The sequence below is a fragment of the Cryobacterium sp. PH29-G1 genome (assembly GCF_030063365.1).
Lineage (GTDB): Bacteria > Actinomycetota > Actinomycetes > Actinomycetales > Microbacteriaceae > Cryobacterium.
The window spans coordinates 263,654-287,967 of the sequence record NZ_JASISY010000003.1; the positions used below are offsets into that span (position 1 = coordinate 263,654).

22 protein-coding genes and 1 tRNA gene are annotated in these 24,314 nt (G+C 63.1%); 16 read left to right on the forward strand and 7 right to left on the reverse strand.

The features are described from left to right. Nucleotide 1 precedes the first annotated feature (1 nt). Entirely contained in the window at nucleotides 2-709 is a 708-nt protein-coding gene (locus QMK22_RS05885; RefSeq protein ID WP_283496689.1) for a GntR family transcriptional regulator, read from the reverse strand. Between the two features lie 238 nt (nucleotides 710-947). Between QMK22_RS05885 and QMK22_RS05890 the strand changes: the two genes are divergently transcribed. Genes QMK22_RS05890 through QMK22_RS05905 form a run of 4 tightly spaced genes read left to right on the forward strand, consistent with a single transcriptional unit; the run spans nucleotide 948 to nucleotide 4,784 of the window. Beyond that, complete coding sequence (locus QMK22_RS05890; protein WP_283496808.1) at nucleotides 948-1,832, forward strand: ABC transporter substrate-binding protein; 885 nt, start codon at nucleotides 948-950, stop codon at nucleotides 1,830-1,832. A gap of 25 nt (nucleotides 1,833-1,857) precedes the next feature. Then, nucleotides 1,858-2,775 (forward strand): amino acid ABC transporter permease, encoded by a 918-nt coding sequence (locus QMK22_RS05895; RefSeq protein ID WP_283496690.1) that lies wholly within the window; start codon nucleotides 1,858-1,860, stop codon nucleotides 2,773-2,775. Next, nucleotides 2,768-3,580, forward strand: coding sequence for an amino acid ABC transporter ATP-binding protein (locus tag QMK22_RS05900; protein WP_502857150.1), 813 nt, complete (start codon nucleotides 2,768-2,770; stop codon nucleotides 3,578-3,580). Before QMK22_RS05895 ends, QMK22_RS05900 begins: the two co-directional genes overlap by 8 nt. Before the next feature lie 13 nt (nucleotides 3,581-3,593). After that, on the forward strand, nucleotides 3,594-4,784 hold the full coding sequence (locus tag QMK22_RS05905) for an FAD-dependent oxidoreductase (protein ID WP_283496691.1): 1,191 nt from the start codon (nucleotides 3,594-3,596) through the stop codon (nucleotides 4,782-4,784). On the opposite strand, the gene QMK22_RS05910 is transcribed toward QMK22_RS05905, so the two are convergent. After that, nucleotides 4,774-5,508: a GntR family transcriptional regulator gene (locus QMK22_RS05910; RefSeq protein WP_283496692.1), complete on the reverse strand. Its 735-nt coding sequence runs from the start codon at nucleotides 5,506-5,508 to the stop codon at nucleotides 4,774-4,776. The two genes, QMK22_RS05905 and QMK22_RS05910, sit on opposite strands and share 11 nt — an antisense overlap. Nucleotides 5,509-5,674: 166 nt before the next feature. Here QMK22_RS05910 and QMK22_RS05915 point away from each other — a divergent pair, with 166 nt between their 5' ends. The 9 genes from QMK22_RS05915 (at nucleotide 5,675) to QMK22_RS05955 (ending at nucleotide 16,779) form a co-directional block, all read left to right on the forward strand. Beyond that, nucleotides 5,675-6,652 (forward strand): 2-hydroxyacid dehydrogenase, encoded by a 978-nt coding sequence (locus tag QMK22_RS05915; RefSeq protein ID WP_283496693.1) that lies wholly within the window; start codon nucleotides 5,675-5,677, stop codon nucleotides 6,650-6,652. A 13-nt stretch (nucleotides 6,653-6,665) separates the two neighbouring features. Then, on the forward strand, nucleotides 6,666-8,105 hold the full coding sequence (locus QMK22_RS05920) for an aldehyde dehydrogenase family protein (RefSeq protein ID WP_283496694.1): 1,440 nt from the start codon (nucleotides 6,666-6,668) through the stop codon (nucleotides 8,103-8,105). 34 nt (nucleotides 8,106-8,139) lie between these two features. Further along, on the forward strand, nucleotides 8,140-9,540 hold the full coding sequence (hglS, locus tag QMK22_RS05925; RefSeq protein ID WP_283496695.1) for a 2-oxoadipate dioxygenase/decarboxylase: 1,401 nt from the start codon (nucleotides 8,140-8,142) through the stop codon (nucleotides 9,538-9,540). 51 nt (nucleotides 9,541-9,591) lie between these two features. Continuing rightward, entirely contained in the window at nucleotides 9,592-10,563 is a 972-nt protein-coding gene (locus QMK22_RS05930) for a hydroxyacid dehydrogenase (protein ID WP_283496696.1), read from the forward strand. Between the two features lie 81 nt (nucleotides 10,564-10,644). Next, nucleotides 10,645-11,304, forward strand: coding sequence for a TetR/AcrR family transcriptional regulator (locus QMK22_RS05935; protein WP_283496697.1), 660 nt, complete (start codon nucleotides 10,645-10,647; stop codon nucleotides 11,302-11,304). 5 nt (nucleotides 11,305-11,309) lie between these two features. Beyond that, nucleotides 11,310-13,838, forward strand: coding sequence for an MMPL family transporter (locus QMK22_RS05940; RefSeq protein WP_283496698.1), 2,529 nt, complete (start codon nucleotides 11,310-11,312; stop codon nucleotides 13,836-13,838). A gap of 97 nt (nucleotides 13,839-13,935) precedes the next feature. Continuing rightward, on the forward strand, nucleotides 13,936-14,955 hold the full coding sequence (locus tag QMK22_RS05945; protein ID WP_283496699.1) for a phosphodiester glycosidase family protein: 1,020 nt from the start codon (nucleotides 13,936-13,938) through the stop codon (nucleotides 14,953-14,955). Nucleotides 14,956-14,963: 8 nt separating this feature from the next. Further along, nucleotides 14,964-16,103, forward strand: a complete 1,140-nt coding sequence (locus QMK22_RS05950; RefSeq protein WP_283496700.1) for a bifunctional glycosyltransferase family 2/GtrA family protein — start codon at nucleotides 14,964-14,966, stop codon at nucleotides 16,101-16,103. Between the two features lie 106 nt (nucleotides 16,104-16,209). Further along, entirely contained in the window at nucleotides 16,210-16,779 is a 570-nt protein-coding gene (locus tag QMK22_RS05955) for a hypothetical protein (protein ID WP_283496701.1), read from the forward strand. A 27-nt stretch (nucleotides 16,780-16,806) separates the two neighbouring features. Here the strand turns inward: QMK22_RS05955 and QMK22_RS05960 are convergent, their stop codons facing one another. Continuing rightward, nucleotides 16,807-18,363 (reverse strand): carboxylesterase/lipase family protein, encoded by a 1,557-nt coding sequence (locus QMK22_RS05960; protein WP_283496702.1) that lies wholly within the window; start codon nucleotides 18,361-18,363, stop codon nucleotides 16,807-16,809. Nucleotides 18,364-18,608: 245 nt separating this feature from the next. Here QMK22_RS05960 and QMK22_RS05965 point away from each other — a divergent pair. Further along, nucleotides 18,609-18,681 (forward strand) — tRNA-Arg (locus QMK22_RS05965). Between the two features lie 398 nt (nucleotides 18,682-19,079). Here the strand turns inward: QMK22_RS05965 and QMK22_RS05970 are convergent. The 3 genes from QMK22_RS05970 to upp form a co-directional block, all read right to left on the reverse strand. Continuing rightward, nucleotides 19,080-19,559 carry a MarR family winged helix-turn-helix transcriptional regulator gene (locus tag QMK22_RS05970; protein ID WP_283496810.1) on the reverse strand — a complete coding sequence of 160 codons (480 nt, stop codon included), beginning with the start codon at nucleotides 19,557-19,559 and terminating at the stop codon, nucleotides 19,080-19,082. A gap of 444 nt (nucleotides 19,560-20,003) precedes the next feature. Continuing rightward, nucleotides 20,004-20,708, reverse strand: coding sequence for a winged helix-turn-helix domain-containing protein (locus QMK22_RS05975; protein WP_283496703.1), 705 nt, complete (start codon nucleotides 20,706-20,708; stop codon nucleotides 20,004-20,006). A 541-nt stretch (nucleotides 20,709-21,249) separates the two neighbouring features. Next, nucleotides 21,250-21,882, reverse strand: a complete 633-nt coding sequence (gene upp, locus QMK22_RS05980; protein ID WP_283496704.1) for a uracil phosphoribosyltransferase — start codon at nucleotides 21,880-21,882, stop codon at nucleotides 21,250-21,252. 43 nt (nucleotides 21,883-21,925) lie between these two features. Here upp and tadA point away from each other — a divergent pair, with 43 nt between their 5' ends. After that, nucleotides 21,926-22,402 carry a tRNA adenosine(34) deaminase TadA gene (gene tadA / locus QMK22_RS05985; protein ID WP_283496705.1) on the forward strand — a complete coding sequence of 159 codons (477 nt, stop codon included), beginning with the start codon at nucleotides 21,926-21,928 and terminating at the stop codon, nucleotides 22,400-22,402. 3 nt (nucleotides 22,403-22,405) lie between these two features. Here the strand turns inward: tadA and QMK22_RS05990 are convergent, their stop codons facing one another. Continuing rightward, complete coding sequence (locus QMK22_RS05990; RefSeq protein WP_283496706.1) at nucleotides 22,406-23,368, reverse strand: cation diffusion facilitator family transporter; 963 nt, start codon at nucleotides 23,366-23,368, stop codon at nucleotides 22,406-22,408. Nucleotides 23,369-23,461: 93 nt separating this feature from the next. Between QMK22_RS05990 and proC the strand changes: the two genes are divergently transcribed. Next, complete coding sequence (proC, locus tag QMK22_RS05995) at nucleotides 23,462-24,310, forward strand: pyrroline-5-carboxylate reductase (RefSeq protein WP_283496707.1); 849 nt, start codon at nucleotides 23,462-23,464, stop codon at nucleotides 24,308-24,310. The last annotated feature ends 4 nt before the right edge of the window (nucleotides 24,311-24,314 follow it).

The following is a 24,314-nucleotide window of genomic DNA, read 5'->3' on the forward strand; positions in this document are numbered from 1 at the left end:
TCTATACGCCACGTGCGCGCGAAATAAGAGCTCCAGGCCACGGATCCGGGACCGCCTCGCCCGAAGTTTTCGCGACCTGCTGCATGAGCAGTACCGCGGTTTCGACGAGGTGGTCGCGCATCAGGCGGGCCGCGGCGTCGGGGTTTCTCGCGGCGACGGCATCGACGATTGGTTCGTGTTCGTGTTGAATTGCCCGAAGGGTACGTGATTGATCAGCTGTCCACACGCCGTGCGCCTGCGTGACATCACGCAGCGATTCGACCATGGCCGAAATGCGGGTATTGCCGGCTGCAGCCATGAGCATGGTGTGCAGTTGCCGGTCACTGCGCTGGAACTGCGCCTCATCATTCGTGGCCACGGCCGCCGCGAAATCGAGCAGGCAGGCCCGGAGCGCGGTGACGAGTGCATCGTCTGCATGGGTGGCGGCAAAAGCTGCGGCCGGCACCTCGAGCAACAGACGAGCCTCGAATACCTCGCGCACGTCGTCGACTTTCAATCCGCGCACGCGCACTCCGTGATTGCGCTCAATTTCGAGCATGCCCGTGTCTGCGAGGCGTAAGACCGCATCGCGGACCGGTGTGCGGGAAACGTTGAAGCGCTCCGCGAGTTGGTAGATGGAGTGCAGTGATCCGCTGGCGAGCTCGCCGGAGAGTATCGCTTCACGCAGGGCGAGATGGATGCGGTCAGTCGTGCTGACGCGGGGAGCCATCAGTGGCGCCCGGCCGTGATGGGGGAGCGAGTGAGGGTCATGACCCGATGGTAACGGTTGCACGTGGGGCGTTTGCGGCGTCCCTGCTGAGGGTGCCGTGTCGTGCGCGGGGCTTTGTTTCCGGAACATTTCGGGGATCTCGAGAAGATGCGAACGGGGCGAAAATGTGTGTAGGGTAATGACACGCATGTAGCATGCTACATATTCACCACCTCTCAAAGGATACGACGTGAAGCTAATGAATACCTCGGGACGCGCAGCGCTTTCAATTGCAGCGGTTGCTCTCATCGGACTTACCGGTTGCTCGGCAACGACGGCTACCGAAGAATCAGACGCCGTAACGGAGTCCTCCGCCCTGTTCAACGAAGAGGCCGCCGCGCTCGTACCCGCTTCGATCGCCGAGGCCGGTGTGCTGCAGATGGTCACCACGGTGGGGATGGCACCGCTGAACTACCCGGACGAAGCCGGGGATCTCCAGGGATTCAATATCGACCTCATGAGCGACCTCGGAGAAGTCCTGGGGCTGGGCATTGAGGTGCACGGCGCCAGCATGGACCAAATCATTCCCGGAATCCAGTCGGGGCGCTACGACATCACCGCAAGCAACATGGCGATCACGGAGGAGCGTGCGTTAGTCCTGGACTTCGTTCAGTACTACTTCGCCAACAGCTCCCTTGCGACGCTCAAGGGCAACCCGGATCAGGTCTCGCCTGACGCCCTGTGCGGAATGTCCGTGGGCGTCTCCAACGGATCGTTCCAGCAGACCGTTGTGATGCCAGAGAAGATGGAAGCGTGCGCCGCGGCCGGATCCGAACCGATCGATGTTCAGTCCTACGCAGATCAGCAGAAGGCCGTTCTTGCGCTGGACAGCGGACGCCTGCAGGCCGTAGCCGGTGACACCCCCATCCTTCTCTATGCGGCCAGCAAGAACGACCGCATTGAGGTCGGCGAGAAGCTCACGAACGGATCCATCCTGGGAATCGGCATGAACGAGGGTTCGGAATTGGTCGAACCGATTGCTGCCGCCATGGAGTACCTCATCAGCTCGGGTGCCTACGAGAAGACGCTGGACCGTTACGGCCTCTCCGATCTGGCCATTGAGACCGCAGAAATTAAGAAGTAACCAAAAAGGATCGGAGGAGTCGACGATGACCTCAGTACTAGATCGGACTCAACTACCGTTGGCTCCTCACGTGGTCGCCCGCAAGAACTATCGGCGTACGGTGCTCTCTATCGTCGTTCTTTTGGCGGCGATCGCTTTACTCGTGTCGGTGTTCGGCAACGAGCGGTTCGGGTGGCCCGTGATCGCGGCCTATCTGTTCCATCCGTCGATCATCGCCGGCATCGGCCATACCTTGCTCTTGACCGTCGTGTGCATGGTGATCGGAACCTTCCTCGGCGGGGTGCTGGCACTCATGCGGCTCTCGCAGAGTCCTCCCCTGCAGTGGATGGCCACTGTCTACATCTGGTTTTTCCGCGGCGTCCCGCTGCTCGTGTTGCTATTGTTCTGGTTCAACCTGGCCGCGCTGTTCCCGAATCTGGACATTGGGATCCCCGGCATGGAGCCGTGGATCACCCTCAACGCCAACGAAATCATCAGCCCGTTCATGGCCGCTGTTCTTGCGCTCTCCCTCCACGAATCCGCCTACATGGCCGAGATCATCCGCTCGGGACTGTCTGCGGTCGATCGCGGCCAGCGGGAAGCCGCGCAGGCACTGGGCATGAAGCCGTCCAAGGTCGACGTGCGCATCATTATTCCGCAGGGAATGCGCATCATCGTGCCGCCGACGGCCAACCAGGTGATCACCATGCTGAAAAGCACCTCGCTGGTCAGCGTCATCGCCCTCAGCGACCTGCTGTATTCGTCGCAGATCATCTACTCGAGCAACTACCAGGTGATTCCGCTGCTCGTCGTTGCGACCATCTGGTACCTGTTCATGGTGTCGCTGCTGACCATCGCGCAATCGCGGGTTGAAAAAATCTTCAACCGTGGCTACGCCGCACGGTCGAAAGTTACCAAGCGTCGTGCAGCAACCGAAGTGACAGAGGAGCCCAATCTTGTCTGATTCCGCCGCATCAGAAGTGGTCATCGACATTCGAAGGATCACCAAGAGCTTTGGCGATGTCGTCGTGCTCAGCGACATCTCACTGCACGTCAATCGAGGTGAAGTCGTCTGCATCGTCGGCCCATCAGGGTCAGGAAAGAGCACGCTTCTTCGGTGCGTGAATCACTTGGAGACGATCGATTCCGGTGAAATCTTCGTCATGGGCGACTACGTCGGCTATGAGCGCAAAGGTGACACGCTCATCAAGCTCAGCGAGGCAGCGACTTCGGGCCGTCGCCGACGTCTGGGTATGGTCTTCCAACAATTCAACCTCTTTCCGCACAAGACGGTACTGGAGAACGTCATCGAGGCGCCCATGATCGTCAACGGCGTTTCGCGCACCGCCGCCACCAAGCATGCCCTGGAGCTTCTGAACAAAGTCGGGCTCGCGTTCAAGCAGGATGCCTACCCGAGCGAACTCTCCGGCGGGCAGCAGCAACGGGTGGCCATCGCCCGTGCGCTGGCCATGGAACCGGATGTCATGCTCTTCGACGAGCCGACCTCTGCGCTGGACCCGGAACTTGTCGGCGAGGTGCTCAGCGTGATGACCGACCTCGCCCGGGGCGGGATGACCATGATCGTGGTGACGCATGAGATGCAATTCGCACGCGAAGTAGCCGACCGCGTGATGATCATGGACAAGTCGAAGATCATTGAAGAAGGCACCCCCGAAGAGGTCTTCGAACATCCGAAGAATGCTCGAGCCCGTGAGTTCCTCGCTCGGGTACTCGACTCGTCCCCGGCCGCCGCGCAACCGGCACGGTAAAGGGGACGAGGCAATGGATGGAGATCTCGCCGTTATCGGCGTCGGAACGACCGGGAGCATGATCCTCTGGCGATCGTCACTTCGGCCGGGGAGCGTGGTCGGGTTCGACGCCACCTATCCGGCATCAGACCACACCGCGGTCGGGGGAGACTCGCGGATGTTCCGGATGGCCTACAAGGAAGGCTCGCAATACTCGGGCCTGCTGGCCAATTCCGAACGGCTCTGGAAGGAGTTGGGCGCTCTGGGGGGTACGCGAATCCTCGACCAGAGCGGCGGTGCGCTGACGATCACCACGGACGACGGCGACTATGTGCGGTCCCTCCGCAGCAGCGCCAGGGCATCCGGCGCAGACTTTGAAACGCTCCAACCGGATGAGCTCCGGCGACGCTTTCCGCAGCACGAGGTGCTCCCCGGCGATCTCGGCCTCTTCGATCCCCGCGGGGGCCTGCTGCGTACCGACGTGGCCGTTCTGAACGCTGTGGAACAGGCGAAAGCCAACGGGGCCACCGTGCACCAGACCCGGGGTATCGACGCCGTCGTCCCCCAGGACGGTTTCGTTGAGATCCATTCCGGACAGCAGAGCTGGACGTTCAAGCGTGTGGTCATTTCTGCCGGAGCGTGGAGCCGGGATCTGTTACCGAAGCGCTACGCCGAGCACGTCAAACCGGGTCGAATTCTCCTGACCTGGTTCTCGTCCCGTGAACCGGCCAACTTCGAGAATGGTCGGTTTCCCGCCTTTATGCGTGATTCCGGTGACGTGCACATGTGGGGTGCACCCACGCTGGACGGCAACATGGTCAAGTTGGGTGGCATCTGTCGACCGAACGAAATCGTTGACCTCGATGCGATGAACCGGGAACTGACGCCGGCTGAGCTTGACGATTCCCACGCTGCGGTCGACCGGCTTCTGCCCGGCCTCATGCCTGTGGCCGTTCGGGCCAAAGCGTATCCAGACTTATATACCCGGGATGCGCAACCCCTGATTGGCTGGCTGCCGGAATTGCCGGGTGTCTACGTGGCGACGGGGTTTTCCGGCAAGGGGTTCAAGATGGCCGCCGGTGTCGGCGAATCGGTTACTCGAGACCTGTTCGGCGAGCCACCTTCCGCCAACATCGACTTCGCACGGCCGCATCGCTTTGCGGACCCAGCGGTTCTCGATCAGTCCTGGGGCCGACTCGTGTCGGCCGAACGCATCAGTCGATGAACCGGGTCCAGAGCTCAGCGTCATCAGTGTGTTCCCCCGCGTCGGGGCGGGAGACGGCATCGTGCAGGAGGATTCGACCTGTGGTCTTGAGATGCTCGTGCATTGCCCGCGCGGCGCCGGGGCCGTCTCCGGCGATGATCGCGTTGACGATGGGGAGGTGTTCCTCGAAGACTTCCGAGAGTGTCCTCGTGCCCTTGATCGTCGACGGGCCGACGAGCCGCGACGCGTCTCGGAGATTCTCGATAATGCGTTGCACGTAGCTGTTACCGGCGAGCTCGAGAATGATGCCGTGCAGCCGCTGGTCATGCGTCATGAACAGGAGCACATCCTGCGCCGTGGCCGCCGCCTGCATGGCTTTGCACTCAGCGAGAAGTCCATGGTCATCGCCGGCCTTCGCCGCGTTGGCCGCGTGTCGCGCCGCTGGTACCTCCAGCGCGATGCGAACCGCGATCATCTCGGCCAGCGCCGACGGCCCCGGAACAACCACGCGGAAGCCCTTATTGCGCTCAAATCGCACGATTCCGGTTTCGGCCAAGCGCAACAGCGCCTCGCGCACGGGGCTGCGGGACACACCCAAGTCCTCAGCGATCTGGTACACCGAATAGAGAGCGCCCGGCGTCAGGGACCCATTGCGGATGGCCTCCCGCAGCGCATTGATTGTGCGCTCGGTCAGCGAAAGCGCCCGGGAGTCCAGGGGCTGCAGAACCGAACTGTGCATCTTCATGCTCTCAGCATACGGCCACACCCTTGGTGAAACATGACAGGTAACACGTTACCTACAGCCCGCCGTTATCAGGCTGGCACTGATTGACAAATGGCCTGCGGCGTCCTTATGCTTCTAACATGCTACATGTCACGAAGTTCATGACTCGTCTGATGATTGCCGCAGAATGACGAGCTCGGTGCGCCCGCGGGTCGTGTATGCCGACGCCAATGAGCTGGTTGTGAACGCCTTGCGGTCGAGTGGTTTGCTCGCTCGTCTCGACGAGATCAGTGACCTCACCGTGCACCTGGGTGTTCCGAGTTCACCAGAGGCGTTCGTCGAGACGGTGGGTGACGCCGACATTGTGATCTTCGGCGGTACGCTTCCCGACCAGGTGCTGGAGCATGCTCCACGGCTCGTCATGGCCGCATATATCGGTCAGGGCGCCGCGAATTTCGTCAATCTCAGGCTCGCCGCACGTCGCGGGATTGCCGTCGCGGTGACCCCGAATTACGGAAGCGATTCCGTGGCTGAACACGCCCTGGCCCTGCTGCTTGCCGTCGCCCGCCGGATTGTCGCGGGTGATCGGCACCTGCAGGAGCATCGTTGGCGCCCGTTCGCGTCTGGGCTGCATCTGTCGGGCCGCACCGCTGGAATAGTCGGGTTTGGAAGTATCGGCGCCGCAACCGCCAAATTGTTCGGTGCTGTCGGCATGAAGGTGATCGTGTGGACACGAAACCCACCCGCGCAACCGATCCCGGGAGTGACCTTTGTCGGCCTCGACCAATTGGTGGAGACCGCCGATGTGCTGTCCCTGCACCTTGCGCTCACTGACGAGACGCGCGGACTGATCTCCGGTGCGTTGCTGGATCGCCTGAAACCGGGCAGCATCGTCATCAACACCGCACGGGCGGAACTCATCGAGCCCGATGCGCTCGAATCCAGGCTGCAGATCGGCACACTCTCCGCTGGGCTGGACGTCTTCACTACCGAACCACTTGAGCAGGCGAGTCCACTTCGACAGCTGGACAACGTCGTTTTGAGCCCGCATCAGGCTTACAACACCCCCGATGCGTTGGTGGCGATGCTCGCTCTGGTCGTTGACAACATTGAAAATTACACGCTCGGACGCGACTTCCATTGCGTCAGGGCGCAAACGGAATAGTCAGGTGACGAGAATGCAGTTCGAAAATCTCATTGGTGGCCGCTGGCAGGGCCAGAATTTCACCCAGAACGTCAACCCCTCGGACACCGCCGACGTTATTGGTGAGTATGCGTCCGCGACGCTCGACGAGACGCAGGACGCCATTCGGGCAGCAGCGGCAGCGCGGGGACAATGGCGCGACTTTCCCCCTGCGGAACGCGTCGCGGCACTGCGGCGCATCGGTAACACGATTCTGGAACGGCGGGCCGAGCTGGGCGCGGCGCTCTCTCGCGAGGAGGGAAAGATCCGGGCCGAGGGGATCGGCGAGGCCACTCGGGCGGGCATGACGTTCCTCTACTACGCCTCGCAGGTTGAGCAGGAGCAGGGGAGTCTTTTCTCGTCCTCACGTGCCAACACCGCCATCCACACTGCCCGCAAGCCGGTGGGCGCCGTCGGCATCATCACCCCGTGGAATTTTCCACTGGCGATTCCGGCGTGGAAGATTGCTCCGGCACTGGCGTTTGGTAACACGGTCGTTTTCAAACCGGCCGATCTGGTGCCTTCCAGCGCCTGGCTGCTCGCCGAGATCATTCACCAATCGGGGATCCCCGACGGGGTGTTTAACCTGGTCATGGGCAAGGGACGAACTGTCGGCGATGCGATGGCCAAATCCCCGGACCTGAACGCGATTACCTTCACCGGGTCAACGGCCACGGGGTTGGCAATCGCCCGCGCCGGAATCGCAAACGGCCCCAAACGCATCCAGACCGAGATGGGCGGAAAGAACTCCCTGATCGTGCTGGACGATGCCGATCTTGTGACCGCCATCGACGCCGTCATGGACGGCGCTTTCGTCTCCACCGGTCAGCGCTGCACGGCGACCAGTCGGGTGATCGCCACCCGGGGCATTTACCCGAGTCTGATTGAAGGGGTCGCCAAGCGCATGAAGGGCTTGCGTGTCGGCCACGCGCTGGAAGCCGATATCGATATCGGACCGCTGGCCAGCCAGGCCCAGTTCGATCAGGTGAGCGAATACATCGAACTCGGTCAACGCGAGGGCGCCGAGCTTGTGGCTGGAGGCGAAGCCATCGAAAACTCCACTCCCGGTTATTACCTCCAGCCGGCGCTTTTTGCGGGCGGCGCGTCACAGATGCGAATAAACCAGGAAGAAATCTTTGGCCCAGTTGCCTGCGTCATCGAGACCGACGACCTGGACGACGCGATCATCACGGCGAACGACACGCGGTATGGGCTCTGTGCCGGAATCATCACGGATTCCAACAAAGCCATCGTGAAATTCCAGCGCGAAATGGATGCCGGAATGCTCCACGTTAATCGGTCGACCGCGCTGACTGAACTCCACGTACCGTTCGGCGGCAGCAAGTCGTCGAGCTACGGCCCCCGGGAGCAGGGCACGGCGGCCAGGGAATTCTTCACCACTCTCGCCACCGTCTATACGACAACCGTCGTCTGATTCGCTTCCCTCACTCTCGATCGATTGGTTATCAATGTCATTTGTCACCCAGACCGAATTGCGTGGTCGCCTCGCTCGCACCCTGTCCGACCTCTACGGAACGGAGGTACCCGCGTACACGACGCTGCTCGATGTGGCGCAGGAGGTGAACCTCGACTTCCAGGCGGCTCACCCGGAGTTGGCCCAGACGTTTGGAAGCATTGAGCGCGTCACGGCCGAGCGGCACGGCGCCATTCGCGTGGGCAGCACGACGGAGCTGGCGCAGGTCGCCAGCATTTTCGCCGCCGCCGGCATGTTTCCCGTCAACTTCTACGACCTTCGCGATGCCAAGCCCAACCCGATTCCGGTCGTGTCGACCGCATTCCGGCCGATCGATCGTGCTGAACTGGCCAAAAACCCCTTCCGGGTTTTCACGTCGTTGCTGGTACCCGAGGATCGCCGGTTCTTCACCGAAGACGTCGAACGCGCACTGACGGAATTTATCGCGCGGCGGGTGCTCTTTTCCGAGCGGCTGCTGGAACTGGCCGGCGCATCGGTTCGAGACGGGGGGCTGCCCGCGGAAGAGGCTGCCGAATATCTGGAACTCACGGCCGCGGCCTTCGCCTTGTCCGATGACCCGGTTGATCGCGACTGGTATGACCGGCTCGAAGCCATCTCCAGCGTTGCCGCCGACATCGGCGGTGTCGCCAGTACCCACATCAACCATCTGACACCGCGGGTTCTTGACATCGACGAACTGTACCGGCGGATGGAAGGGCGCGGGATCACGATGATCGATTCGATTCAGGGTCCGCCCCGCTGGGATGGTCCGGACCTCCTGCTGCGGCAGACGTCGTTTAAAGCGCTGTCAGAACCACGCGTCTTCGCTGAAAGTGACGGCTCGACCAGCGCCGGAGAAATGCGCGTTCGGTTTGGCGAAGTCGAGGCGCGGGGTATCGCCCTGACTCCGACCGGACGAAGCAGCTATGACCAAATGATGTCCCTGACGGATCAGCGACAGGCTGAAACAGGGCGACCGCGTGCTGAGGTCGCTCGGGAGGTGTGGTCGGCGAACTGCCCCTCCGGTGACCGCGACCTGATCCTCGCCGATTTCGCCTATTTCACCTTCCACGCGCCCCTTCAGGGGGCGGCCGGAGAGCCGCCGGCCGACCTGGTGGCCATGCTTGATGGGGGCTGGTTGCGAGCCGAACCGATCGTCTACGAAGACTTTCTCCCGCGCTCGGCCGCGGGAATCTTCGCATCGAACCTGTCCGGTGACGGCGCTGTCGATGCTTCGCAGGGGGAAACGACCAGGGACGCTGAATGGATGTCGGAACATATCGGTGTGCGGGTGCTCAACTCCATTGATATCTACGCCGCCGAACGTCAGGACTCGCTCGTCGCCGCACTCCGGTCGCTGAACCTCGATGTGCACGAGATTACGCGCCCCTGGTGATGCGACCGCAGCCCGAGCATCTCAACCTGCCGATCTTCTAAAAGGAAATTCATGTCATCTCGCTACAGGCCCGTCGTCGTTGTCACCGAACCGGTGCACCACTCCGGAATGGAGTTGTTGTCCCAGAGCTGTGAGGTTCTCCTTCTGTCGGAGCTGAGCGGGCAGGAGCGCACCGCGGCCCTGCACCGGGCCGATTCCGTGATCGTTCGCAGCACGCCATTCACCGAAGACATGATGGATGCATCGCCCCGGCTCAGCGTCATTGGCCGGCACGGTGCTGGTATTGACAATATTGACGTTGAGGCGGCACGGGCGCGGGGCATCGCGATCGTGAACACCCCGCGCAGCAACACCGATTCCGTTGCGGAATACGTGGTGACGGTCGCGTTGATGCTTCTCAAGCGCATCCCCGAGGTGTCAGCCGCACTGCGCTCCGGCGCCTTTCCCAGTGGCGGCGGTTCGCTTCCCGGGCAGGTGGACCGGGGCGGTCTGAACGGTCGAGACGCGAGCGGCATGACGCTGGGCCTCATCGGAGCGGGGGCGATCGGCTCCGCAGTCGCCCGGCGGGCCATGGCCCTCGGCCTGGTCGTCAAGGCCTTCGACCCCTATATCCCCCAGCATGACGATTTTGAGATTGTGCCGGACCTCGGTGAATTGCTCGAGTGCAGCGATATCGTCAGCCTGCACGTGCCGGGCGGCGGAACCAACCGGCATCTTATCGGCGCTGCAGAAATAGCGCGCATGCGCGACGGCTCCATGCTGATCAACGCCGCGCGCGGGGACCTCGTCGACGACGCGGCACTTGTTGCCGCCCTGGAATCCGGTCATCTCGCCGGTGCGGCTCTGGACGTCTTCGAGTCGGAACCTCCGGCTCCGGACGCCGCCATCTTCTCCGCGCCCAACCTGATCGTTACCCCGCACATGGCAGCAATGACAAAAGAGTCCCTGCAGCGAATGTCGATGGACGTCGCGACAGGTGTTCTCAAGGCCCTAGCCTCGGCTCTGGACACCGATGCCGCGTAGCGGTCTCCGCTAGGCGGCATGGCTGTCAGCGGGAGCTCGGTTCGATTGCACTTTGTGCGTCGTTGCACTTAGTGTAAGTATGTGACTTCCCGCCGCACCGCGCCCGATCGCCGAGGTGACCTCAAAGCGCGCTACCGTCAGGCAATTTTGGACGCCGCAGACGCTCTCATTCGCGAGCGGGGTAAACCGCAGTTCAGCGTCGATGAACTCGCCGAGCGTGCCGATGTTTCCCGTCGAACCGTTTTCAATCACTTCTCATCGCTCGACGACGTCATCATGACGACCTGCACGCGAGTCCTCAGCGCTACCGTCGTTGAGTTTCGTGCCGCGACGGCATCGACTCCGGTGGGGGACGGGAGTCGGGTCAGCGTGTTCGACGAGATCACGACGGCACTGCGCAACATCGATTTGCCGCCCGTGGTTGCCTACCTCTCCGGCGTGCTCGCCGCCGAGGGTGAGACCGGACGCTCGCGGCACGGTATCGGCGATGTCTTCACCCGTACCACCGAACAGCTCTCAACAGAGATCGCCGAGCGCACGAGTGCGATCGATGAATTCGAGGTCGCGATCCTCGTCAGCTCACTCATGAACGGCATCGCCGTGGTTTGTGTCCATTGGCTGGCCCGCACGGGTGGGGCGCTCGACGCATCCTCTCGCACGGTGTGGAACGAACTACTTGATCGCCTCATCGTCACCATTCGCATCGGCTACGCAACACCTGACCCTCAAGAAAGCAACTGAGAACTATGGCATCCCTTCTCTACCGACTCGGTCGGTTCTCTGCTCGCCGAGCATGGCTGGTCGTCGTCGCGTGGGTGGTTATTCTTGGCCTCGCTGTCGGTGCCTTCGCCCTCTTCGGCGGAGCGCTGACCTCGGCCGTTAGCATTCCGGGCACCGCCACCCAGAAAGTCAGCGACGAGCTCGCCGAGAAGTTTCCTTCGGCCAGCGGCGGGCGGGGTACGGTCATCTTCACGACGACCGACGACTCCGCTTTCACCGACGCGCAGAAGACCGCAATCGGTGACCTACTCACGAGCAGCGTGGGACTTGACGATGTGAAAGCGGCGACAAACCCGTTCGACACGCAGGCCCAGATCGATGACCAGGCACAGAAGATCGTTGACGGTCGGCAGCAGCTCGCCGATGGCTTGGCCCAGCTCGATGCGGGGCAGGTGCAGATTAACGCGGCGACGGCTCAGGCAGATGCCGGACAGGCGCAGCTCGACGCTAGCCGCGCTCAGGCCGAGTCTGCGGGGCAGCTCGCCGCCGCTGCGCCGGTGCTCGACGCGCAGCAGGCGCAGATCGATGCCGGCCGTGCGGCCATTGCGCAGCAGCAGGCGACGTTGGATGCCAGTCGCACCGAACTCGAGACGCAGAGCAGCACGCTCGAACAGGGATCCGATCTGCTTGATCTGGCCGCGGGTATCCGTCAGGTATCGACCGATGAGACGACTGTGGTGGCGAGCATCCAGTTCGACACCTCCCTCAACCAGGTTCCCGTCGAGTCCAAAGATGCCGTCGTCGCGGAGATGACCAAGGCTCAGATCGACGGCGTCACCGCCGCGGTCTCCAACGATATTGCCGCCAGCATTCCCGAAATCCTCGGCCCGGGCGAGATCGGCGGTGTGATCGTCGCAGCGATCGTGCTGTGGGTCATGCTCGGTACCCTCATCGGCGCTGGCCTGCCGTTGTTGAACGCGCTCATCGGTGTGGGCGTCGGTGTGCTCGCTTCGCTTGCCCTGTCGGGAACCGTCGAAATGCTCTCCGTCACCCCTGTCCTCGGCGTAATGCTCGGGCTCGCGGTCGGGATCGACTACTCGCTGTTCATCCTTAACCGGCACCGAGCGCAATTGCGCGCTGGCTTGGAACAGCAGGAGTCGATCGGTCTAGCCACCGGCACCTCCGGCAATGCGGTGGTGTTCGCGGGCGCCACCGTGCTCATCGCTCTGCTCGCCCTCAACCTCACCGGCGTACCGTTCCTCGGACTCATGGGTACGGTCGGTGCAGTCTGTGTCTTCGTTGCGATTCTCATTGCGATCACCCTGACACCGGCGATGCTGAGTCTGGTCGGAACGAAGATCCTCACGAAGAAGGCCCGCAAACGAGTCGGCAGCACCCACGCCCACGCCCGAGTACCCTCCAAGCCGATGAATACCGTGCGTGCTGTCGTGACGGTGGTCGTGGGCATCATCGTGCTGCTTGTCGTCGCTCTCCCCGCGCTCTCCATGCGTCTCGGGCTCCCCGCTGGTTCGTCCGAACCGCTGGGCTCCAGCGCCTACCAGGCCTACAAAATTGCCGATGACAAATTCGGTGCCGGCGTGAACGGCCCGCTGCTCGTAGTTGCTGACCTCGAGACGGCCATTACCGATTCCGATCTCATCGCCGAGCAGGTGCGCATCGGAACCGCCCTCCATGCGGAGAACGACGTCGTCGCTGTCGCGCCGATCGGAGCGTCCGATGATGACCTGTTGCTGGCATTCCAAGTCATCCCCGAGGAGGGGCCGACCAGCGAATCCACCGAGCAACTCGTGCGGGACCTGCGCAGCCTCGACATCGATGGTGTCGCATCCCTCGGTGTTGCCGGCAACGCATCGGGCAACATCGATGTGAGCGAAAAGCTCGCCGCTGCGCTTCCGCTATACCTTCTCGTGGTCGTTGGGCTCTCGTTGATCATTTTGATCTTCGTGTTCCGTTCGATTCTCGTGCCGGTCACCGCAACGCTGGGCTTCGTGCTGTCCCTGTTCGCGGCCTTTGGCGCTATTACGGCGGTCTTCCAGTGGGGGTGGCTCGGTTCGGTCTTCGGTATCCATGATCCCGGGCCGATCCTGAGTTTCTTGCCCATCCTCGTCGTCGGCGTTCTCTTCGGATTGGCGATGGACTACCAACTATTCCTGGTCAGCGGCATGCGTGAATCATTCGTGCACGGTGCCCCAGCGCGACTGGCGGTGCAGCGTGGGTTCCATGCGGGTCGCACCGTGGTTATCGCGGCCGCACTCATCATGGCCTCGGTCTTCTCGGGCTTTATCTTCTCGAACTCGGTGATGATTCAGTCGATTGGATTTGGACTGGGCGTCGGCGTACTTCTTGATGCGTTCGTGGTGCGGCTGCTCATTATCCCGGCCGTGATGCACCTGCTCGGCGGTGCCGCCTGGTGGCTGCCGAAGTGGCTCGACCGGATCCTGCCCAACGTCGATGTGGAGGGTGCGGCGCTTGAACGGGCACACCCGGTGCCTGCCGCGAGTGAATCAGAGCGCGTCGCAGCGCCGATCTCTTAGCGTGCGGTCGGGCGGCATCGGCGGGAGGCAGTGCAGCTCATAGGGTGCTCTTAGGCGTGGCATAGGGGGCGCATAACGCGGGCTTCTACAAAGGGGTATGCGAGAAAAAACCCCCAGCCCTGAGCAGCCCGCTGCGCTTGGTCCGCAGCGCCGGCCGTGGAGTATTCGCCGACGCGCTATCGTCGCCTCCGCGCTGGCGCTCACCCTCACCCTCGGCGGCGGCACCGCCTGGGCACTGGACCGGTTCGTCATCGAGCACGTCTCGATAGCGGATGTTGACGCCTACGAGGCCGCCAACGCCAGCGACACCGCAGCTGACTCCACCACAGCTGATTCAACCGGCGCCACCGCCGCGAGCGACGCGGTCGTCACCGGCACCACGTACGTCTCCGACGATGCCAATATCTCGATCTCCACCGTTGTCACGGGAACCGGCAGCGACACCGTCACCTACTACGTGGCCGACGTGACGTTGACGGACGCCACGATGCTGCAATCCGCGTTCGCCCAAAACAGATTCGGTGAGAACATCACCGAAACCACTTCGGACACCGCTGACGACAATAACGCCATCTTCGCGATCAACGGAGACTACTACGGCTTTCGCGACACGGGCATCGTCATCCGCAATGGCGTTGTGTACCGTGACGAAGGAGCCCGCGACGGCCTCGCCTTTTACCGCGACGGCACCGTGAAGGTTTACGACGAAACCACGACCGCGGCCGCTGACCTGGTCGCCGCCGGCGTCTGGAACACCCTGTCCTTCGGCCCCGCCCTACTCGAGGACGGCGACATCGTGGCCGGCATCGACCAGGTTGAAGTCGACACCAACATCGGCAACCACTCGATCCAGGGCGAACAACCGCGCACCGCGATCGGCGTCATCGACGACAATCACATCGTGTTTGTCGTCGTCGACGGTCGTAGTCCCGGTTACAGCGCCGGCGTCACCATGACCGGGCTCGCCGAAATCATGCAGGACCTCGGGGCCACGACCGCTTACAACATCGACGGTGGCGGCTCGTCAACGATGTACTTCGACGGCAGCCTGGTCAATAACCCGCTCGGCACCGGTACCGAACGCGGTACCTCCGACATCCTCTACATCGAAGGTTAGGTCCTGCGATGATCGCCCTGATCCCGGCGTATGAACCCGGTGCGCACCTCCTGGAGGTCATCACCGGTTTGCGGCAGCATGCGCCCTGGCTGACCGTGCTCGTTGTCGACGATGGCAGCGGAGCGCGCTTCGATGCCGTCTTCGCCGCTGCCGAGCGTGCCGGCGCCGAGGTCATCCGCTATCCGACAAACCGGGGAAAGGGGCACGCGCTCAAGGTGGGCTTCCGCCACATCCAGCGCGCCTACCCGGGGCAAGACGTCGTGTGCGCCGATAGCGACGGGCAACACTCCACGACCGATATCGTTCGGGTCGCCGAGTGGATCCGCGGCTCCGACGGCGCCATCGTTCTCGGAGGCCGCCATTTTACCGGCGCGGTTCCGTTGCGCAGCAAGGTGGGCAACCTCGTCGCCCGACACGCCTTCGAATCCACGACCGGCTTTGTCATTCGGGACACGCAAACGGGCCTGCGCGGCTATCCCGCCGCGTTGCTGCCCTGGCTCCTGTCGATCAAGGGGGAGCGTTTCGAGTACGAGCTCAACATGCTGCTTGATTCCTCGGCCAATCACACGAGAATCGATGAACTGGACATCGAGACGATTTACCTCGAGCACAATGCATCGTCACATTTTCGCCCCATTAGCGACTCGCTGCGCGTCATGCTGCCACTGCTGCTGTTCGCGACGGTGTCGTTCGCATCGTTTCTTGTCGACGTGGTCGGCCTGCAACTGCTGTTCACCGCCACGGGCTCGCTGCTCGCCTCGGTCGTCGGTGCCCGCCTGGTGAGTGGCTCGATGAACTTTCTACTCAACCGGCGGCTAGTTTTTCGGGCCCAGGGAAGCGGGCACGGGCGCGGTGATGCGCTGCGATACATCGTGCTGGCGCTGGCTCTCGTCGCGGCGAGCTACCTGTTCCTGGCCGCACTGACCGGGCTGGGGATAGCGCTGCTGCCCGCCAAGTTGCTCACCGACACCACTCTGTACGTGCTGAGCTTTCTGGTGCAGCGGCGATTCGTCTTCGCGCGGCGGGACATCCGTGCGCCGGACTCGACAACGACTGCGACAGCGGTGACGCCGGCACCCGCCGCGGCTGCGGCCGTTTCTGCACCGACTGGAACTCGATCCATCGATCCGCGCGCTGCTGCTGACTGAATCACCGATAAAGTGAAAGTCACCTGCACGAGGAAGTGGTGGCGCAATCAATTGGAATCGGTCCCGGCGTCGAGCTGACGCTCACGCGCACGTCCCTGAACCCGACGTGAACGCTGAGCTGCCCGACCTTGAGCGCACCGTCGATGAAGGCCTGCTGATCGCATTGTCGGCCGTGCGGATGGCCGTGAAGAACGACATTATCGTGGGAGCACTGCGCGAGCACTTCGACTATGACCCCGGGCGCTATGCCGAGAATGCACGCAGCGAGCTGCACCGGCTGGCGCGGCAGAACGAAGAGTATGGGCGGCGCGTGAGCCGAATGAGCAAGGATTTAGCGTCAACCAAATGGCGGCTCGGGCTCACCAATGATCAACGGCACGATCTGCTGCAGTTCGCCCTGAGATTACGCGTGCACGAACGGTTGACGCTCGCCCTCGATGCCGTGGCCGATGATGCCGACCAGGTGGCGCGCATTGTGGCCAGTGCGCAACGCACGGCCAGTGAAGAAGTCAGCTCGGCGGTCTCATCGAAGCTCATCGAGCTGGCCGTCGATCAGCGCGAGCCCGACTACGCCGAACATCGCGATGAACGTCTGGAAGCTTTCGTGCTCATCAACCTGGCCATTCTCAAAGCCAAGCATGACGCGGCCACCGCCCCCGAATTCAACGAGTACTGAGTTCTCAGTATTACGGCCGGTGCGAGGCTAGAGCCCCGGCAGGAATTGTTGCCACACACGCCGCCGATCGCCGCGGGGGTCCGCTTCGACCCGATCGATGACGTCGATGATGAGGGTCAGGCGGTCGGATTCGGTGTACCGGGGCCAGTTGCTCTCGACAACTCCGGTGCAGGCGAAGTGCAGCCAATGACGGCGCATCCGCTCGCCCGCCCTGGTGAACGGCTCTCTGCCGCCGAGCGCCGTCATCGTGCGGGCGAACGGGGAATCGACTTGGTCGAACAGGGCGTACATTTCGATGCCGTGCGTGGCATCCAGCCCGAGCAGGTGCATGAGCCGCGGGGCAATGTCAAAGCGGTAGAAATGCACGGGGGCATACCGGGAGTGCAACCCGGCCACGATGATGCTCGGATACCAGAAGGCGTAGTCGCCGCCAAAATCCGCGGCGGCACGCCTGATCGGCAGCCCCGGGTATACCGCCCGCATCGCGGTGTGGGTGTCTCCGGGGGCGTGGTCGAACAGCGCTTGAATGCGCCACGGTGAGCGGGGCAGCACATTGGCCCGGCCCCGAAAAATAGCGCCCTCCCGATCGTTCGTTCCGATGATCAGCGGCACCCGGTGTGCGCGTCCGCTACGAAAGGCTTCCAGCGGATGCTCCGGCAGGAACGTTCCGTCGATGACCGGTGCCAAACAGAATGTACCGGGATGCGCATCGGGCGTGCGCACCTGCAGGGCGAGCGCGGCCCGGGTCAGTGCCCCCAGCTCGGCGGTGGCCAGTAGCTCGTTGATGGAGCTGGGGGAAAACGCGGTTTGCGCGCGCAACACACTCACGAAATGCTCGGCCCACTCATCGGTGAGCTCGCTCGTATAGGCGGCGTTGCTCGGCGGGCTTTGCGCGATCGCACGGGCGAACAAGCCCCGCGCTGCGGGCGTCGCCATCAATGTGATGATCGCGTTGCCCCCGGCCGACTCACCGAACACCGTCACGTTATTCGGGTTGCCCCCGAAGGAGCGGATGTTGGCGCGCACCCACTCCAGGGCGGCCACCTGGTCGCGCAGGCCCAGATTGTTTTCGATCGGGCGCACCGGCGTGGAGTAGCGACTGAAATCGAGGTAGCCCAGAGCGCCCAGTCGGTAGTTGAAGCTGACGTAGACGACGCGGCCGCTGTTCACGAAGCCCTCGCCCTGTCCGGGAAAATCCTGGGCCGATCCGGTGCTATAGCCGCCGCCGTGGATGAACACCATCACCGGCATGGCCAGCCGTCGGCGGTGGGGGACAGCGGGCGAGAGCACGTTGACGGTCAGGCAATCCTCGCTGGCGCGCACGCGCGGGCTGGCACCCTTGAACTGGCCGCGATACGGCTGTGGGGCCACGTCGCCGTAATGGGAGGCGTCTCGCACCCCCGGCCACGGGGCGATTGGTTGCGGCGCTCGAAAGCGGCGGTCACCGACCGGAGGAGCCGCATAGGGGATTCCGCGCCAGGCCAGAATGGCGCCCTCGCGAATGCCGCGTACCACGCCGCCGGTGACGCCCACGTCGAGCACGCTCGGCGTGGACGAGAGAACAGGAGACTCTGTCGAAAGCATTTGGAGCGCCACGGGGTTCCCCGATCTGTCGAAACTTGCAGCGTGCTGCCAGCCACCACCGATATTCGCGGTTCGGTTCAATCCCGAAGCGTTCACCCGGTTAGTAAACTACCCGCATCGAATCCCGGATAGGGCTTGATTTTGCCGTCGTCAACGCGCCGAACCGGGCGGCGGCGCGAAGGCCCTCCAATAGCTGGTATAGTTTTCAAGTTGTCTCCGGGAGCTAAAGTTCGCGGGATTGACATGCGCTCGTAGCTCAACGGATAGAGCATCTGACTACGGATCAGAAGGTTGGGGGTTCGAATCCCTTCGGGCGCACAGCTAAAACCCCGTCTGAACAAGCATGCAGCTTGTTGGGCGGGGTTTTTTCGCCCCGTGTCGATTCGTCGTCCTGCCTTCGGCCTGCGAATGCGCCGAAAGCAGCGAAGATCCGCGGGATGGCAGCGAGGTTGAGCCTGTGCGGTTTCGCACGATTGGCAATTCCACGCGCAGGCTGGGGTAGCATCGGCAGAAGCGAGCAAATCTCAACTAGTCTGGCTTCGTTGCTAGCTTCGCTGAACCCCACAATCTGAACGGCCCTAACGTGCGAGTTTCTCACCGGGCAATGTTCGGGCGCCCGGTGAGGAAGGCATTCCTGCGAGGGATTGCCTCGGTGGGACGAGGGGTAGGGCCCTCGTTCCATCGCCCCCTGCTCGGTTCTCCCCGATCCATTCGTTTTACTGGGTCGCTTGGTCTCGGTCTGGCCCTGCGGGTGAGTCATCACCGGGCGTCGTCGGACAGTCAATGCGCAGTTTGTCGCAGAGCGCCGTTAGCTGGCGCAACTCATCGTCGGTCAGGGTGTTGCCGATGCGCTCGGTGATGGACCCGATGTGATCGACGGCAACCCGGCGAAACAGGGCGAGGCCGGCATCTGTCAGCTCGACGATGGCGCCGCGCCCATCGGCCGGGTCGCTGTGCTTGTGCAGGTAGCCTCGGGAAACCAGCCGGTCGACGAGGCGGCTCACGCTCGGCTGGGTCAACAGCACGTGCTGATTGAGATCACGCAGACGGATGCGTCGCTCGGGTTGCCGCGACAGGTTGAACATCACGTCGTACTCGTTGAGCGAGATTTCCTTCGCGGGAAAATTGGCCGCCAGACTGCGCATGATGGAGACCTGGGCTCGAAAAAGGGATTCCCACGCTCCCACCGCGATCATTCGATCCACCACTTGCGGCTCCCTGCCTCATGCTCCGCTGACGCGAGCGCTGTATCCAAGGATAGGGACTGGCGGAGCTTGCGGGAACCGCGTGCGAGCGTTGGTCGGCAGCCGCCGGTCGGGATCCGCCGGTCGGGATCCGCCGGTCGGGAGACGATCAGGCAGTTGGCATGAAACTCGCAGGAGATTTCGCCGCTAAAAGGTGGCGCCCGTTACCTATTCGTTATATGTTTTAGGTGCGTCAACCGTTTGCTGTGGCGGACGACGTGAAATGTGATTGCAGGACACTCTTGGTGCAAGGGAAGAGGGTCAGTCGTAGCCTCTGCGACTGGCCCTCAATCACGTTAACGGCCTATGTTCCCTGCCACGCTGCCACGCTGCCACGCAGGCAAGCGCGTCGCAGCGCAACGTCAGCTGGCTTTGAGCGCTTCCCGGCAGCGCCGCTTAGAACAGGTCGGGGCTCGGCGTGGTCGACTGGCGGATGGCGACGTCCGCGTGGCGGTCAAAGCGGTAACCGACACCACGAACGGTGCGCACGATGTCTTCGTAGCGGCCGAGCTTGGAGCGCAGGCGGCGAACGTGCACATCAATGGTGCGCTCGTTCGGAGTGTCCTCTTCGTCGGCGGAGTTCCACAGCGACGAGATGATCTCGGCACGGTCAATGGTGCGACCCTCCCGCAATACGAGGTACTGCAGCAGTTCGAATTCTTTGTAGGTCAGCGCGGCGGTCTCGTTGTCGAGGATGACACGCTTGCGGGAGATGTCCACGACCACGCCGCTGCGGGCACGGTCGAGTTCTTCGGGCTCGGCGCGGTGCTGGGCCAGAGCGGCCGGGTCCTGCAGGGCCAGGCGCACGACGTCAACGTCACGTCCGCCAGCACCCTCGGGAGCCAATGCAACAGCGGCATAGGTTTCGGCTGACGGGGCGATATCGGCGGCGAGGGCTTTGAGCGCCTCAACAATGCGGTTCAGGCTCGTACCGGCTGCGGCCGCCTTGGCCTCGTCGATGCCGACGTACAGCACGAAGCCGCGAGCCTCGGTGCCGGTTGGCACGGCGCGAATGCGCGGGGCGGCAGTCGGGGGCGCCAGGTTCAGGTCGGGACGGTTGAAGTCGGTGGGGCGAGTGGCGTGGATGTGTGCGAGAGACATGAGGGGTCCTTGACTGTTCGATCGATGGGAGCCCGACGGATGCGCGAGAAGCGCGAGGTCCGTGATCAAAGGCTCCGGATGGCCCGTGGGGGCCGGAGGGCGAACGCTTCAAGCAAGCATTCGGGGCATCGGCCTGACGTGTGCAATTCAGTCAGGCAGGACGCGGAAGAAGAAGTCTCAGTTAGCGACACATTCGGCAACAGCTGATGGCGGGGGTGCCGGCCATCATCATGGCGGCAGTCCCGGGGGCCTCAAGGGAGGTCAGGGGGTGTGCGCTGGTTGTCATAACTGTGAGTAAAGCCGAATGTGACGCCGTGTGTCAATTTGATGTCGCGGTAAGTCGCCGTATGACGTGCATCACGTTCGCGCGGCCACGCACATTTAGGCGATTCCGTGCACAGCTGCGCCTTTGTGATAGTTCCCTCGATGAAACATCGTTGTATCAAAGATTATTGAAGTGAAACCGGCCTGGCGTATTGCCGGTCGCAGGACCTGCATGAGCTGGCCGGGTTGTCTCGGTCGTGCGGTGTCGGTCGAGTCGTCAGACCAATCCGTACAGCCGGTCGCCCGCGTCGCCGAGTCCGGGCACGATGTATCCCTGCTCGTTGAGCTTGTCGTCGACGGAACCCAGCACGATGGTCACTTCGCGGCCGGCCAGTGCCTCCTCCACGGCGGCCAGGCCTTCCGGTGCGGCGAGAATGCAGACCGCCGTCACGTCGACCGCGCCGCGGTCGAACAGAAAGTTGATGGCGGCGATGAGCGATCCGCCCGTGGCGAGCATCGGGTCGAGCACGAAGCACTGCCGATCCGACAGATCATCTGGCAACCGCTCGGCGTACGTCGTGGGCTGCAGCGTCTCTTCATTGCGGGCCATGCCGAGAAAACCGACCTCGGCGGTCGGCAGCATTTTCATCATGCCCTCGAGCATTCCGAGCCCGGCCCGCAGGATCGGCACGACGAGCGGCTTCGGATCACTGATGCGCACACCGTGGGCGGCCGACACAGGGGTCTGCACGGTGACGGCCTCCACGCGCACGCCGCGCGTGCCCTCGTAAGCGAGCAGCGTCATGAGCTCTTCGACCAGCGATCGAAACAGCGGAGACGGTGTGTCCTTATCGCGAAGCACGGTGAGCTTGTGCGTGATGAGCGGGTGGTCGGCAACGTGGACTCGCATAGGCTCAATTCTACTAGAGGCAATCCGCCGGTTTGAGGTACAGATGCGAGCACGAGATCAGCACGGTGAGTGGATGCTGCTCGCCCTGGCCGAGGCGCGCGCGGCGCTGTGCAGCGGAGACGTCCCTGTGGGCGCCGTCATTGTTGATGCCGCGGGCCAGGTCATCGGCCGCGGCCGGAATGAGCGGGAACTGCACCAGGACCCCACCCTGCACGCCGAGGTCGTCGCTATCCGCCAAGCGGCAGCGCGCCTCGGGGATTGGCACCTGACCGGGTGCACGCTGATCGTCACACTCGAACCTTGCGTGATGTGCGCGGGTGCGATTCTTGCCGCGCGCCTGCCCACGGTGGTCTTCGGCGCCTGGGACGAGAAGGCTGGCGCGGCCGGTTCGGTCTACGACGTACTGCGCGACCGCCGGCTCAACCACCGCGTCGAAGTCTTCGCCGGCGTCGACGATGCGGAGTGCGGCGACATGCTCAGGACATTCTTCGAGCACCCAGACCGTCGAGGTGCGCGCTGAGCTTTACTCCAGACCCTTGATGACGAAAGTGTCGGTGGGCGGGTTCGCGAGGTTAGGGTCGAAGAAAATGTCGGGCTCAAGATAAATGGTGCGGGCCAGCGGAACAGCGGCGCGAATGCGGGTCTCGACGGAATCGATGTCCGCCGCGATGTCGGCAAAACGGTGTTCACCGTCGAAGGCGAGCTTGGCGCCGACCAGAATTTCATCCGGGCCGAGGTAGAGCGTCTTGAGGTGAATGATGCGCTTGGTCTCGGGGCCGTCGAGAATGGCCGCTTTGATCGCGTCGAGGTCTTTCCTGCTTGCCCCCTCACCCACCAGCAAGCTCTTGGTTTCAACGCCGAGGATGATTGCGACCACGACCAGCAGCGTGCCGATGGCCAACGTTCCGATGGCGTCCCAGATGGGTTCGTCGGTGATGATGGTCAGGCCGACCCCCACGAAAGCGAAGGCGAGGCCGGTGAGGGCCGCGACGTCTTCGAGCAGTACAACGGGTAGCTCCGGTGCCTTGGCGTGGCGAATGAATTGCACCCAGGTCTGCTTGCCGCGTGTGTGGTTGGACTCCCGAACCGCGGTGCGCAGCGACAGGCCTTCAAGCACCATCGCGACGGCCAGCACGAGCATCGGCAACCAGGCGTTTTCCAGCGGATGCGGATCCTGCAGCTTATCGACGCCCTCGTAGAGCGAGAACACCCCACCGATCGAGAACAGAATGATCGACACCACAAAGGCATAGACGTAACGCTCACGCCCATAACCGAACGGATGCTCGAGGTCGGCCAGCTTCTTGGCCTTGCGCCCGCCGAGCAGTAGGAGGAGCTGGTTGCCGGAATCCGCCAGCGAGTGCACCCCTTCGGCGAGCATCGAGGATGAGCCGGAGAAGCCCCAGGCCACGAACTTCGTTACTGCGATGCCCAGATTGGCCGAAAATGCTGCCACGATTGCCTTGTTTCCGCCCGATGCGCTCATGAAATCATCTTAGAACCGGTGCCCGTGGCTTGGGCGCACTGCACCAACGGGCCGTTTTGGCGGCCCGATGCCTGAAAAAACTAGACTGGTCGGATGACTTCTTCCCAGAATGTGACTCTGCCCACGATCGCCTTCCTCGGCGCCGGTTCCATGGCCCGCGCCATCCTGGCCGGTCTGCTTAAACCGAGCGTGACCGTTGAGGGTGGCATTCGTGTCACCAACCGCACCGCAGCGAAGGCCGCTGAACTCGCCGACACCGAGGGTGTCACCGCCTATGCGACCGAGGTCGATGCTGATGCCAACCTCAAGGCGATCGACGGCGCCCAGATTGTGATTGTCGCCGTCAAGCCGTACATGGTCGCCGATCTGCTCGCCGAAATCGGTACGTCGCTCGCCCCCGGAACGCTCGTGTTGAGCGTCGCCGCCGGCGTGACGATCGACACCTTCGAGTCCCTCCTGCCCGAAACCGTGCACGTCATCCGCACGATGCCGAACACTCCCGCCGTCGTCGGCATGGCCGTCACCGGCGTCAGCGCCGGTACCCGGTCTACGGCGGCCGACCTCGCCCTCACCACCGCCCTGTTCGAGACAGTCGGCGACGTGATCGTCGTACCCGAGAGCAAGCTCGACGCCCTCAGCACCATTTCCGGCTCTGGCCCGGCCTACGTCTTCTACCTGATCGAGCAGCTCACCGAAACGGCCATCAGCAAGGGCTTCAGCCCCGAGGAAGCCGCCGTGATGGTCAACGGCACGTTCCTCGGCGCGAGCTCGCTCCTGGCCGTGTCCGACAAGTCGCCGAGCGAGCTGCGTCGTCAGGTCACCAGCCCGGCCGGCACCACCGAGCGCGCAGTCTGGGAACTCGAAAAGGGTGGCCTGAAGGAGCTCTTCGACACCGCAACGGATGCCGCCCTCGCGCGCGCCAAGGAACTCGCCGCTTCCTAGCGCG